This is a genomic window from Alloyangia pacifica, from assembly GCF_003111685.1.
Taxonomy (GTDB): domain Bacteria; phylum Pseudomonadota; class Alphaproteobacteria; order Rhodobacterales; family Rhodobacteraceae; genus Salipiger; species Salipiger pacificus_A.
Map to the genome: position 1 here is coordinate 409002 of NZ_CP022189.1, position 12341 is coordinate 421342.

Genomic DNA, 12341 nt, shown 5'->3' on the forward strand with positions numbered 1-12341 from the left:
CCGCGCAAGCGTGGCGGCGCGGCGGGGGTGCCTGTTCAGGGGAAGCGCAGCCGGGGTGCCTCGCCGAGCGGGATCGGTCCGAGCCGGGCGACGCCCCGGTCAAGGGTCAGCGGCAGATCGAGCGTGGTGCGGTTGCCGGAGAGGCCGGCGACGAGGCCGAGCCCGTCCTCCAGCGCCGCGGCCATCCCTTCGGGCAGCTGGCCGCTCTGCCGCGCCATGTCGATCATCTCGCGCCAGTTCACCGCCTTGACGGTGACCTGCCCGTCGAGCCGGCCATTATCATCCACGTCGACATCGCCTGCCACCTTGAGCTGCAGGTCGTCGACCTTATATTCGGCCAGCCTGAGGTCCACGCGCATCGGCTGCGGGTGCGGGCCGGCCTGCTTGCCGACGCGCAGCGGCAAGTCCGTGTCGAACCCCGCGTCGAGGCGGATGGCATCGGCCACGCGCCCGCCCGAGCCGGCGATTGCATCGGCGCCGACGGCAATGCGGTAGCTGGTCTCTTCCCCCTCGTCGCGGGTGAGCGCGGCCGTCAGCCCGGCCAGCGCCGCGGTGGCGGCACCGGTGAGGTTGAGCGTCTTGCTCTCGAAATTGGCGCGCACCACGATGTCACCCTCGTGGATGAAGCTGGCGCGCATTCCGTCCGAGGTGATCTCGGTTTCGCCAAGTTCGGTGGTCAGACTCATCTGCGGCGGGAAGGCGACGATCTCGTGCCCGAAGTTGTAGACGAGCCGGTAGATGTCGACGAAGGGCGTCTCCCAGCGCAGCCCCTCGGGACTTTGCAGCACCAGTCCGCTCAGCCGCGCATCGACGCGGTTGGGAAAGCCCTGAAATGAGATGTCCTCGTAGGTGGCGGTCCAGCCCTCGGCCCGGCGCGCCTCCATCCAGCTATCGATGGCCTTGCGCTCGAAATGCACTGAGACGAACCAGAAGCCGGACCAGGCCAGTGCGGCCACGATCACCGCGAACAACAGTTTCTTCACCACGCGCCCCTTTTCTGATGGACAGGATTGGTGTTTACAGCCGCCATGCGGAAAGGACCAGAATGATGGCGCTTTGGGTCTTCGGCTACGGCTCACTTCTTTGGAATCCCGGCTTCCCCGTGGCCGAGAGCGTGCATGCGACGTTGCCCGGGTACCGGCGGTCCTTCTGCATGCGCTCGATCCACCACCGCGGCACGCCCGAGGCGCCGGGGCTGGTGCTGGCGCTGGACGAGGAGCACGAGGCCGCCTGCGACGGGCTGGCGCTGCGCGCGCAGCCCGGCACCGAAGAGGCGACCCTGGCCTACCTGCGCGAGCGCGAACTTGTCTCGGCGGCCTACTACGAGGCCCGGCTGCCGCTCACGCTGCAGGACGGGCGCGAGGTCGAGGCGGTGACCTACATCATCGACCCCGACCACGTGCAATATTGCGGCGGGCTCGACCTCGAAGAGCAGGCGCGGATCATCGCGCAGGCCATCGGCGGGCGCGGGCCGAACAGCGAATATCTTTACAACACCGCCTCGCATCTCGAACATCTGGGCATTCCTGATGCCGAGCTGCACTGGTTGGCGGACCGCGTGCGCGGTCTGACGGATAACAGCTTGGCTTGATTGGGGCGAGGGCATACGCTGCCCCGCAGAATTGTGCTAATTTAGGTGCCTAGAATGGACCGACGCGACCTCGAGGCAGAGGCCCATTTCAGTCAGCCGGTCCGCCAGATCCTCCTGATGCTGGCGGTCCTCGGGCTGTGCGGTGCTGGCGCGGTGCTGGTGCTGCCGCGGGTGCTGCCGGTTTTCGAGTCCAACCCCTACCTCAACGGCTTCATCCTCTTCGTCTTCGTGCTCGGCGTGCTCGCCTGCTTCTTGCAGGTCGCGCAGCTGATCACCTCGGTGCGCTGGATCGAGGGCTTTGCCTCGGGCCGCGAGGCCGCAGCACGGCCGCCACGTCTGCTGGCGCCACTGGCGGCGCTGCTGCGGCGGCATGACAAGCGGCTGCAGATCACCACGACCTCGACCCGCTCGATCCTCGACTCCGTCGCGACGCGGATCGACGAGGCGCGCGAGATCACCCGCTATATTACCTCACTGCTGATCTTCCTGGGTCTGCTGGGCACCTTCTACGGGCTCGCGACCACCGTGCCGGCGCTGGTCGACACCATCCGCAGCCTCGTGCCCGCAGAGGGCGAGAGCGGGGTGCAGACCTTCTCGCGCCTGATGAGCGGGCTCGAGGGGCAACTTGGCGGCATGGGCGTGGCCTTTGCCTCCTCGCTGCTGGGGCTTGCCGGATCGCTGATCGTCGGCCTGCTTGAGCTTTTCGCGGGGCATGGCCAGAACCGCTTTTACCGTGAGCTCGAGGAATGGCTCAGCTCGATCACCAAGCTCAGCTTCAGCTCGGGCGAGGGTGAAGGCAGCGGGGACGAGGCGCTGATCGGCATGGTGCTCGACCAGATGAACGAACAGATGGAGCGGATGACCGCGCTCTATTCCGAGAGTGAGCAGGGCCGGATGGAGATCGAGGGGCGGCTCGGGCAGCTCGCCGATTCCATCGAGCGGATGACCGAGCGGCTTGAGGCCACGGCGCCCTCGAACAACTCGTTGGCGCGCATCGCCGAGGGTCAGGAGCGTCTGATAGAGGTTCTGGAGACCCGCGAGACCGCCGAGGGCCTTGATGCCGAAAGCCGGATGCGGCTGCGTTCGATCGACGTGCAGATGCTGCGACTTCTCGAAGAGGTCGCTGCCGGACGTCAAGAAAGCATGGCCGAGCTGCGCACCGATCTTGCGACGCTGACCCGCGTGCTTGGGCAGATCGCCCGCCCGCAGCCGCCGCAGGTGCGCGCCGTTCGCCCCAATCCCGCCCGCTCCGGCGGCTCCGAGGGCTGATCGATGGCTCTTTCGCGCCGCACCGGAGCCCGCCTTCAGGCCAATATCTGGCCCGGGTTCGTCGATGCGATGACCGGGCTTCTGCTGGTGCTGATGTTCGTGCTCACCATCTTCATGGTGATCCAGTTCGTCCTGCGCGAGACCATCACCGGTCAGGAAACCGAACTCAGCAGCCTCTCGGGCGAACTGGCGGCGCTGGCGCAGGCACTGGGCGTTCAGGAGCGCAAGAACACCGCGCTGACCAACCAGCTTGGCGAGCTGGAGGCGACGCTGTCGGACAATGCCACGCAACTTGCCGAGCAGCAGTCGATCATTGCTGCGCTCACCGCGCAGCGCGACGAGCAACAGGGCCGGATCGCGTCTTTCGAGGAACAGGTCGCCTCGCTGATCGCGCAGCGGGACGGAGCGCAGCAGACCGTTGCCGAGCTCACTGCCGAGAAGGACGCTCTGACCTCGGATCGCGATGCGCTGCAGACGGCGCTGACCTCGGCCCGGTCCGAGATGGATGCGCAAACCGAGGCGGCCCGGCTCGCCGCGGCGCAGCGCGAGGCGATGGACGCGCTGATCGCCGACCTTCGGGCAAAGGCTGCCGAACGGGACGTGCAGATGGGCGGGCTCTCGGCGCAGGTCGAGGCCCTGCAGCAGGATCTCACCGACGAGGAACAGCGCCGACTTGCAGAGTCCGAGGCCGCTGCGGCGCTGCGCAAGCGGCTCGAGGGCGCACAGGCCGAGCTGACCGCCATGTCGCTCGCGCTCGAGCAGCAGCGCAAGAAGGCCGAGGACACGCTCACGCTGCTCGCCGCTGCCCGCGAGGGCGAGTCGGAGCTGAATGCCCGGCTTGCGGCGGCGCTGGCAGCCGACAACAGCAACGAGCTTGAGGCACAGATCGCCGAGCTGGAAAGCCAGCTCTCGGAGGCGCAGCAGAGCGGAGAGGCTCAGTCGGGGCAGCTGACCGACCTGCGCGCCGAGCTTGCGGCGGCACGCGCGGAGCGCGACGCGGCGCAGGTGAAGCTGGCCGAGGCGCTGGCCGCCCAGAGCGACGTCGAGCTTGACGCACAGCAGGTGCGCGACCGTCTGGCTGCGGCGCTGGCAGCCAAGGCCGCGGCCGAAGCGCAACTGGCCGAAGGGCTGAGCGATGACGAGCGCCAGCAGGCGCTTCTGGCGCAGGCCCGCAAGGAGCTGGAGGCCAGCGATCAGCGGGCCAGCGCCGCGCAGAAACAGTCGGAGCTTCTGAACCAGCAGGTCGCTGCCTTGCGCACGCAGCTCTCGCAGCTGCAGGGCCTGCTCGACAACAGCCGCGAGAAGGATGCCGAGGCGCAGGTGCAGATCCAGAACCTCGGCTCCGACCTCAATGCCGCGCTGGCGCGGGTCGCCGCCGAAGAGCGCAAGCGCCGGCAGCTCGAGGAAGCCGAGCGTCAGCGGCTCGAGGCGCAGGCGCAGGACCTCGAACGCTATCGCTCTGAGTTCTTCGGTCGGCTGCGCGAGGTTGTGGGCCAGCAGGAAGGCGTGCGGATCGAGGGCGACCGCTTCGTCTTCTCCTCCGAGGTGCTCTTCCCGCCGGGCGGCGCGACGCTTTCCTCTGCGGGCGAGCGTGAGATCGACAAGATCTCCGGCCTGATCCGTACCATCGCGCAGGACATCCCGCCGGGCATCAATTGGATCTTGCGGGTCGACGGGCACACGGATGACACGCCGCTGCGGCCGGGCGCGCCCTTTGCCGACAACTGGGAGCTCAGCCAGGCGCGCGCGCTGTCGGTGGTGCGCTACATGGTCGAGGAGGAGGGCATCCCGCCGCAGCGGCTCTCGGCCAACGGCTTTGGTCAGTTCCAGCCGATCAACACCGACGGCACCGCCGAGGCGAAGGCGCAGAACCGCCGGATCGAGCTGAAGCTGACCGAGAAGTAGCGGAGAGCGCCCGGGGCGCGGGGCAGGCCTGCCGGCATCCACACAGAACCTGCGACACTCAGAAAAGAAAACCTCCCCGCCAGGGCCCTGGCGGGGAGGTTTCGTTTGATCAGGCCGCCGTTTCAGTCGGCGGTCAGCAGAGGCGGCTTGCGCGAGGAGAGCCGCAGCTTGTCCGGGCCTTCGGTCTTCAGCACGAGCTTGTCGTCCTTGACCGTGACCTTGACCACGCCGCCCTTGACCAGCTTGCCGAAGAGCAGCTCCTCGGCCAGCGGCTTCTTGATGTTCTCCTGGATCACGCGGCCCAGCGGGCGGGCGCCCATCTTGTCGTCGTAGCCCTTTTCAGCCAGCCATTCGGCTGCCGGCTTGGTGAGCTCGATGGCCACGTTGCGATCCATGAGCTGTGCCTCGAGTTGCAACACGAACTTCTCGACCACCGAGAGGATGACCTCTTTCGGCAGCGGCTGGAAGCTGATGACCGCGTCCAGACGGTTGCGGAATTCCGGCGTGAAGGTCCGCTCGATGGCGGCGGTGTCCTCGCCCTCGCGGCGGTCACGGTTGAAGCCGATGGCCGCCTTGGCCTGCTCCGCCGCACCGGCGTTGGAGGTCATGATGAGGATCACGTTGCGGAAGTCCACGGTCCGGCCGTTGTGGTCGGTCAGCGCGCCGTGGTCCATCACCTGCAGCAGGATGTTGTAGACATCCGGGTGCGCCTTCTCGATCTCGTCGAGCAGGAGCACGCAGTGCGGGTGCTGGTCCACGCCGTCGGTGAGCTGGCCGCCCTGGTCGAAGCCGACATAGCCCGGCGGGGCGCCGATCAAGCGGCTGACCGCGTGTTTCTCCATGTACTCGGACATGTCGAAGCGCAGCAGTTCCACCCCGAGCGAGCTTGCCAGCTGCTTGGCCACCTCGGTCTTGCCGACGCCTGTGGGACCGGCGAAGAGATAGTTGCCGATCGGCTTTTCGGGCTCGCGCAGGCCGGCGCGTGCCAGCTTGATCGCCGAGGACAGCGCCTCGATGGCATTGTCCTGACCGAAGACCACCCGCTTGAGCGTCGCCTCGAGGTCCTTGAGCACCTCGGCGTCGTTCTTCGACACGTTCTTCGGCGGGATGCGGGCGATCTTGGCGACCACATCCTCGATCTCCTTGGTGCCGATGGTCTTGCGGCGCTTGCTCTCGGCCACCAGGTGCTGCGCGGCGCCGGCCTCGTCGATGACGTCGATGGCCTTGTCGGGCAGCTTGCGGTCGTTGATGTAGCGAGCCGACAGTTCGACCGCGGTCTTGATCGCGTCCTGGGTGTATTTGACCGAGTGGTGCTCCTCGAAATAGGGCTTGAGGCCCTTGAGGATTTTCACCGCATCCTCGACCGAGGGCTCGCTCACGTCGATCTTCTGGAACCGGCGGCTGAGCGCGCGGTCCTTCTCGAAGTGCTGGCGGAACTCCTTGTAGGTGGTCGAACCCATGGTGCGCAGCTTGCCGCCCTGAAGCGCGGGCTTCAGGAGGTTCGAGGCATCCATGGCACCGCCGGAAGTCGCGCCAGCGCCGATCACCGTGTGGATCTCGTCGATAAAGAGCACCGCGTCCGGGTGTTCCTCGAGTTCGGTCACCACGGCCTTGAGGCGCTCCTCGAAGTCGCCGCGGTAGCGGGTGCCTGCGAGCAGCGCGCCCATGTCGAGCGAGTAGATGGTGGTGTTCGAGAGCACCTCGGGGGTGTCGCCGCTGACGATCTTGCGCGCCAGGCCTTCGGCGATGGCGGTCTTGCCGACGCCGGGGTCACCCACCAGCAGCGGATTGTTCTTGCGGCGGCGGCAGAGCACCTGGATGCAGCGCTCCACTTCGTGCTCGCGGCCGATCAGCGGGTCCACGTCGCCCTTGCGGGACTTGGCGTTGAGATCCACGCAGTACTTGGCCAGTGCCGACTCCTTGTTGTCGGAGGCCTGTGCGCTCTCGGTTTTCGTTTCTTCCTCCGACTCCTGCGCGCCGGTGACCGGGCGGCTCTCGCCGTAGGCGGGGTTTTTCGCCACGCCGTGAGCGATGAAGTTGACTGCGTCGTAACGGGTCATGTCCTGCTCTTGCAGGAAGTAGGCGGCGTTGCTCTCGCGCTCGGCGAAGATCGCGACGAGCACGTTGGCCCCGGTCACCTCGGTGCGGCCAGAGCTCTGGACGTGGATCGCGGCGCGCTGAATCACGCGCTGGAACGCGGCCGTCGGCACGGCCTCCGATCCCTCGATGTCGGTGACCAGGTTGGAAAGGTCTTCGTCGATGAATTCAACAAGCGTGGTGCGCAGCTCCTCGGTGTCGACCGAGCAGGCTTTCATCACGCGGGCGGCGTCGGGTTCGTCGATGAGGGCCAGGAGAAGGTGCTCAAGAGTCGCAAATTCGTGGCTGCGGGAGTTCGCCAGCGCCAGGGCCGAGTGAATTGCCTGCTCAAGAGAGTTCGAGAATGAAGGCACGGCGTGCTCCTTCCTGTCTGCGTCGGGCACTGGGCCCAACATTGCCTCTTACCGTTAAAGTTTGGTCGATCAGGACCATCCTTCAAGTGTTTTCTAGGCTTGCGGCGCTCACATTTGCCATGGGGGGTGCAACGTGGCGTGAAAAGCGGCGGCCTAGAAGCGGTCTTTCCTGGCGCGGATTTCGGCAAAGACAACGGCGTCCGTCGCCTCGGTCAAGCCGAGCCGCTCGCGGATCTCGGGGGAGTCCGGTCGCAGGAAAGGGTTGGTGGCCAGTTCCTCGGACAGCGCGCAGGAGGCGGTAGCTCGCCCCTCTGTCCGGGCTTTGGCGATGGCGTCACTCCGAGATTTAAGCTCGGCGTTCTGAGGTTCAATAGTAAGCGCAAATCTTGCGTTGGCGGAAGTGTATTCGTGGCCCGAGCAAATCATCGTGTCCGCCGGCAGCGCCATCAGCCGCTGCATCGACGCCCACATCATCGCGGCATCGCCTTCGAACAGTCGTCCGCAGCCCAATGCCATGAGGCTGTCGGCGGTGAAGGCGGCCTGCGCCTGCGGCATATAGAAGGCGATGTGGCCCAACGTGTGGCCGGGCACGTCGATCACATGCACGCCGACGCCCGCGATCGAGAACTCGTCGCCGCCGCCGACCAGCTGGTCGAGCCCGTCGATCCTTGCCGCCTCGGCGCGCGGGCCGATCACGGTGCAGCCGTAGCGCGCACGCAGCGCCGCGATTCCCCCGACGTGGTCATGGTGGTGATGGGTGATGAGAATCGCGTCCAGCGTCCAGCCCCGCGCATCGAGGGCCGCCTCGATCGGTGCCGCCTCGGGGGCATCGATCAGGATCGCGCCCTCGGGCCCCTTCACCAGATAGGCGTAGTTGTCGCTCAGGCAGGGGATGGTGACGATCTCGAGGGGCATGGCTTTTCCTTCAAGGCTTTGACAGAGTGACTCGCGAGAGTGACCCAGAGTGACGCAAGGGACGACGGCCCGCAATGCATCCGGACGTGCAGGCGCTTCGCGACTTCTACTATCGCAGCGCGCTTGGCCGCGCGGCGCGCGGCGCGCTGCGCGACCAGGTGCTGCGATTCTGGCCCGAGGCGCAGGGGCTCAACGTGGCGGGCTACGGATTTGCGGTGCCGGTGCTGCGCCCCTATCTCGCGCAGGCGCGCCGGGTCATGGCGCTGATGCCCGCGCCGCAGGGGGTGATGCGCTGGCCGGCGGGGATGCCGAACGTCTCGGTGCTGGCCGAAGAGATGCTTTGGCCGGTGGAAACCGGGCATCTCGACCGGCTGGTGGTCATGCATGGTCTCGAGACCTGCACAAATGTAGCCGCGCTGCTCGACGAGTGTTACCGCACGCTGGGGCCGGGGGGAGAGGTGCTGTTCATCGTCCCCAACCGCTCGGGCCTCTGGGCGCGCTCCGAAACCACGCCCTTCGGTCAGGGCCGCCCCTATTCGCTCAGCCAGCTCGACACGCAACTCCGGGCGCATGACTTCCTGCGGGTCTCGAACGCCTCGGTGCTTTACCAGCCGCCCTCGACCCGCCGCTTCTGGATGAAGACTGCCCCGGTCTGGGAGCGGATCGGCCGCACGGTGCCGGCGGTGATGGCCGGAGGCGTCCTTATGGTGCGCGCCTCGAAGCGCTACCCGCCGCAGCGCAAGGGGATCGGCGAGAAGGTCCGCGTGCCGAACCCGCTGGAGGTCCTGAGCCCGGTGCCAAGCAAGGAGCCGAAGCCGGTCTGAAGGCGATTTGCGGCGAAAAAGATTCGCTCAGAAGCGCTCAATGGTGCATATCTCCCTCAGATTGTGACTTGGTTGATACGTTTGCGCTAGCGTGACGCGGGATCAAAACCTGCGCCCTCGTGCCGCATTATTTCCGTTGCTCACGAAAAAGCGAGACATTCCATAGCTCTGTCTGCCGCAGTGCCGCGCGGGACCGATCAGAAGCCGGAAAACCCACGCTCAGCAGACGGTTAAATGGCCGTTAGCATGTTGCGAGGTCCCCATGGCTCTGATAGATCGTCGGCGATTTCGACGCCCTGAGGGCATCAGGGCAGGGACAACGCCTCCGGACGCCGGATCACTTCCGTGCGTCGCGGGGGCCTCATATCGGAAGGGTGGACGTGTCTGAACCAGCTTCGATCTCCAGCGGCATCGCGGCGCGCTATGCCACGGCGGTCTTTGGGATCGCCAAAGAGGAAAAGGCGCTCGACAAGCTCGAGAGCGGTATCGACGATCTGTCCGCCGCACTCGACGAGAGCGCCGAGCTGAAGGATCTGATCTCTTCGCCGGTCTACACCCGCGAAGCGCAGGGCAAGGCAATCATGGCTGTCGCCGCGAAGATGGGCCTCGCGCCCGTGCTGACGAATACGCTGGGCCTGATGGCCTCCAAGCGTCGTCTCTTCGCGCTGCCGCAGCTGATCGCTCACCTGCGCGAGATGATCGCGGCAGAGAAGGGCGAGGTGACCGCCGAGGTGACCTCCGCCATCGAGCTGACCCCGGCTCAGGCCTCCGAGCTTGCCGCGACGCTGAAGTCGCAGATCGGCTCGGATGTGAAGATCAAATCGACCGTGGATGAGAGCCTCATCGGCGGTCTCGTTGTTAAGGTGGGCTCGAAGATGGTCGACACGTCGATCCGCGCGAAGCTCAACTCCCTCCAGAATGCAATGAAAGAGGTCGGATAAATGGGTATCCAAGCAGCCGAGATTTCTGCGATCCTAAAGGAGCAGATCAAGAACTTCGGTCAGGAGGCCGAAGTCGCAGAAGTGGGTCGCGTGCTCTCCGTCGGTGACGGCATCGCGCGTGTCCACGGTCTCGACAGCGTGAAAGCCGGCGAGATGGTCGAATTCCCGGGCGGCATCATGGGCATGGCGCTGAACCTGGAATCGGACAACGTCGGTGTGGTGATCTTCGGCTCCGACCGGGACATCAAGGAAGGCGACATCGTCAAGCGCACCAACTCGATCGTGGACGTGCCGGCGGGCGAAGCCCTGCTTGGCCGCGTGGTCGATGGCCTTGGCAACCCGCTTGACGGCAAGGGCCCGATCGCCGCTTCCGAGCGCCGCGTCGCAGACGTGAAGGCACCGGGCATCATCCCGCGTAAGTCGGTGCACGAGCCGATGGCAACCGGCCTCAAGTCGGTCGACGCGATGATCCCGATCGGCCGCGGTCAGCGCGAGCTGATCATCGGCGACCGCCAGACCGGCAAGACCGCGATCGCGCTCGACACCATCCTGAACCAGAAGTCGTACAACGACGCTGCCGGCGATGACGACAGCAAGAAGCTGTACTGCGTCTACGTGGCTATCGGCCAGAAGCGCTCGACCGTTGCGCAGCTGGTGAAGCGTCTGGAAGCCACCGGCGCGATCGATTACTCGATCGTCGTGGCCGCAACCGCGTCCGACCCGGCTCCGATGCAGTACCTCGCGCCCTACACCGCGACCGCGATGGCCGAGTACTTCCGCGACAACGGCAAGCACGCGCTCATCATCTACGATGACCTGTCCAAGCAGGCCGTGTCCTACCGCCAGATGTCGCTGCTGCTGCGTCGTCCGCCGGGCCGTGAAGCGTATCCGGGCGACGTGTTCTATCTCCACTCGCGCCTGCTCGAGCGTTCGGCAAAGCTGAACGAAGATCACGGGTCCGGCTCGCTGACCGCGCTGCCGATCATCGAGACCCAGGGCGGCGACGTGTCGGCCTTCATCCCGACCAACGTGATCTCGATCACCGACGGCCAGATCTTCCTCGAGACCGAACTGTTCTTCCAAGGCATCCGCCCCGCCGTGAACACCGGTCTGTCGGTGTCGCGCGTCGGCTCCTCGGCTCAGACCAAGGCGATGTCCTCGGTTGCTGGCCCGGTGAAACTGTCGCTCGCGCAGTATCGCGAGATGGCGGCCTTCGCCCAGTTCGGCTCGGACCTCGATGCCTCGACCCAGAAGCTGCTGAACCGCGGCGCACGTCTGACCGAGCTGATGAAGCAGCCGCAGTACTCGCCGCTGACCAACGCCGAGATCGTCTGCATCATCTTCGCAGGCACCAACGGCTATCTGGACAGCGTTCCGGTCAAGGAAGTCGGCAAGTACGAAGCTGCCCTGCTCGCGTTCCTGCGCGGCCAGCGCAAGGACATCCTCGAATGGATCGAAAACGACGATCCGAAGATCAAGGGTGAACCCGCGGACAAGCTGAAGGCAGTGCTCGACGAATTCGCCGCGACCTACGCCTGAGCGCCCTGAAAGGACAGGATTATGCCTAGCCTCAAGGACCTCAAAAACCGCATCTCCTCGGTCAAATCGACCCGGAAGATCACCAAGGCCATGCAAATGGTGGCCGCCGCAAAACTGCGGCGGGCACAGGATGCAGCCGAGATGTCGCGGCCCTATACCGAGCGCTTCAACGCGCTGCTCGGTAGCCTGGCCGCGTCGGTGGGCGGTAGCGCAACGGCGCCGAAACTGCTCTCGGGCACCGGGAAGGACGACGTGCAGATGCTCGTCGTCATGACCGCCGAGCGCGGGCTTTGCGGGGGCTTCAACAGCTCCATCGTGAAGAAGGCGCGGACCCATATCGAAACGCTCAAGGCCGAAGGCAAGACGGTGAAGATTCTCACCGTCGGAAAGAAGGGCCGCGAGCAGCTCAAGCGTGACTACGGCGATCTGTTCGTCGGTCACGTCGACCTGAGCGAAGTGAAGAAAATCGGTTACGCCGATGCTCAGAACATCGCGAAGGACATCCTCGTTCGTTTCGACAACGAGGAATTCGACGTGGCGACCATCTTCTATTCGAAGTTCCAGTCGGTGATCTCTCAGGTCCCGACGGCGCAGCAGGTGATCCCGGCGCAGTTCGACGCGCCCGAGGGAGATGCTGGCGGGTCCACGCTCTACGAATACGAGCCCGGTGAGGAAGCCATCCTTGCCGATCTTCTGCCCCGTGGTGTCGCAACCCAGATCTTCTCGGCTCTGCTGGAGAACGCGGCTTCGGAACAGGGGGCTCGGATGAGCGCCATGGACAACGCCACGCGCAACGCGGGCGAGATGATCGACAAGCTGACGATCGAGTACAACCGCTCGCGTCAGGCGGTCATCACCAACGAACTGATCGAAATCATCTCGGGCGCCGAGGCGCTCTAAGAACCGG

Annotated in this window: 10 protein-coding genes; 7 read left to right on the forward strand and 3 right to left on the reverse strand. The window is 65.7% G+C overall.

All coding sequences use genetic code 11. From position 1 onward, the window contains the following. Nucleotides 1–35: 35 nt before the first annotated feature. Nucleotides 36–983: a DUF2125 domain-containing protein gene (locus tag CEW88_RS01955; protein ID WP_108964449.1), complete on the reverse strand. Its 948-nt coding sequence runs from the start codon at nt 981–983 to the stop codon at nt 36–38. A gap of 65 nt (nt 984–1048) precedes the next feature. Here CEW88_RS01955 and CEW88_RS01960 point away from each other — a divergent pair, with 65 nt between their 5' ends. Genes CEW88_RS01960 through CEW88_RS01970 form a run of 3 tightly spaced genes read left to right on the forward strand, consistent with a single transcriptional unit; the run spans nt 1049 to nt 4765 of the window. Continuing rightward, nucleotides 1049–1591 carry a gamma-glutamylcyclotransferase gene (locus tag CEW88_RS01960; RefSeq protein WP_108967493.1) on the forward strand — a complete coding sequence of 181 codons (543 nt, stop codon included), beginning with the start codon at nt 1049–1051 and terminating at the stop codon, nt 1589–1591. A 54-nt stretch (nt 1592–1645) separates the two neighbouring features. Then, nucleotides 1646–2860, forward strand: a complete 1215-nt coding sequence (locus CEW88_RS01965; protein WP_108964450.1) for a biopolymer transporter ExbB — start codon at nt 1646–1648, stop codon at nt 2858–2860. A gap of 3 nt (nt 2861–2863) precedes the next feature. Then, on the forward strand, nt 2864–4765 hold the full coding sequence (locus tag CEW88_RS01970; RefSeq protein ID WP_108964451.1) for a peptidoglycan -binding protein: 1902 nt from the start codon (nt 2864–2866) through the stop codon (nt 4763–4765). 122 nt (nt 4766–4887) lie between these two features. Here CEW88_RS01970 and clpA read toward each other — a convergent pair whose 3' ends face one another. Continuing rightward, on the reverse strand, nt 4888–7215 hold the full coding sequence (clpA, locus tag CEW88_RS01975; RefSeq protein ID WP_108964452.1) for an ATP-dependent Clp protease ATP-binding subunit ClpA: 2328 nt from the start codon (nt 7213–7215) through the stop codon (nt 4888–4890). Nucleotides 7216–7368: 153 nt separating this feature from the next. After that, on the reverse strand, nt 7369–8130 hold the full coding sequence (gene gloB, locus CEW88_RS01980) for a hydroxyacylglutathione hydrolase (protein ID WP_108964453.1): 762 nt from the start codon (nt 8128–8130) through the stop codon (nt 7369–7371). Between the two features lie 74 nt (nt 8131–8204). Between gloB and CEW88_RS01985 the strand changes: the two genes are divergently transcribed. The 4 genes from CEW88_RS01985 to CEW88_RS02000 all read left to right on the forward strand — a co-directional run bounded on the left by CEW88_RS01985 (nt 8205) and on the right by CEW88_RS02000 (nt 12334). After that, a complete protein-coding gene (locus tag CEW88_RS01985; RefSeq protein WP_108964454.1) occupies nt 8205–8954 on the forward strand; it encodes a methyltransferase domain-containing protein in 750 nt (249 codons plus the stop codon). 374 nt (nt 8955–9328) lie between these two features. Further along, complete coding sequence (locus tag CEW88_RS01990) at nt 9329–9895, forward strand: F0F1 ATP synthase subunit delta (protein ID WP_164197567.1); 567 nt, start codon at nt 9329–9331, stop codon at nt 9893–9895. Beyond that, the gene (gene atpA, locus CEW88_RS01995; protein WP_108964456.1) at nt 9896–11434 is read left to right on the forward strand and encodes a F0F1 ATP synthase subunit alpha; all 1539 of its coding nucleotides are present in this window, start codon (nt 9896–9898) and stop codon (nt 11432–11434) included. 21 nt (nt 11435–11455) lie between these two features. After that, nucleotides 11456–12334 carry a F0F1 ATP synthase subunit gamma gene (locus CEW88_RS02000; protein ID WP_108964457.1) on the forward strand — a complete coding sequence of 293 codons (879 nt, stop codon included), beginning with the start codon at nt 11456–11458 and terminating at the stop codon, nt 12332–12334. The last annotated feature ends 7 nt before the right edge of the window (nt 12335–12341 follow it).

What these genes read in the sequence shown, in the direction of transcription:
- CEW88_RS01960 (WP_108967493.1), top strand. Translation starts at nt 1,049, where the DNA reads ATGGCGCTTTGGGTCTTCGGCTACGGCTCACTTCTTTGGAATCCCGGC.
- CEW88_RS01965 (WP_108964450.1), top strand. Translation starts at nt 1,646, where the DNA reads ATGGACCGACGCGACCTCGAGGCAGAGGCCCATTTCAGTCAGCCGGTC.
- CEW88_RS01970 (WP_108964451.1), top strand. Translation starts at nt 2,864, where the DNA reads ATGGCTCTTTCGCGCCGCACCGGAGCCCGCCTTCAGGCCAATATCTGG.
- gloB (WP_108964453.1), bottom strand. Translation starts at nt 8,130, where the DNA reads ATGCCCCTCGAGATCGTCACCATCCCCTGCCTGAGCGACAACTACGCC.
- CEW88_RS01985 (WP_108964454.1), top strand. Translation starts at nt 8,205, where the DNA reads ATGCATCCGGACGTGCAGGCGCTTCGCGACTTCTACTATCGCAGCGCG.
- atpA (WP_108964456.1), top strand. Translation starts at nt 9,896, where the DNA reads ATGGGTATCCAAGCAGCCGAGATTTCTGCGATCCTAAAGGAGCAGATC.
- CEW88_RS02000 (WP_108964457.1), top strand. Translation starts at nt 11,456, where the DNA reads ATGCCTAGCCTCAAGGACCTCAAAAACCGCATCTCCTCGGTCAAATCG.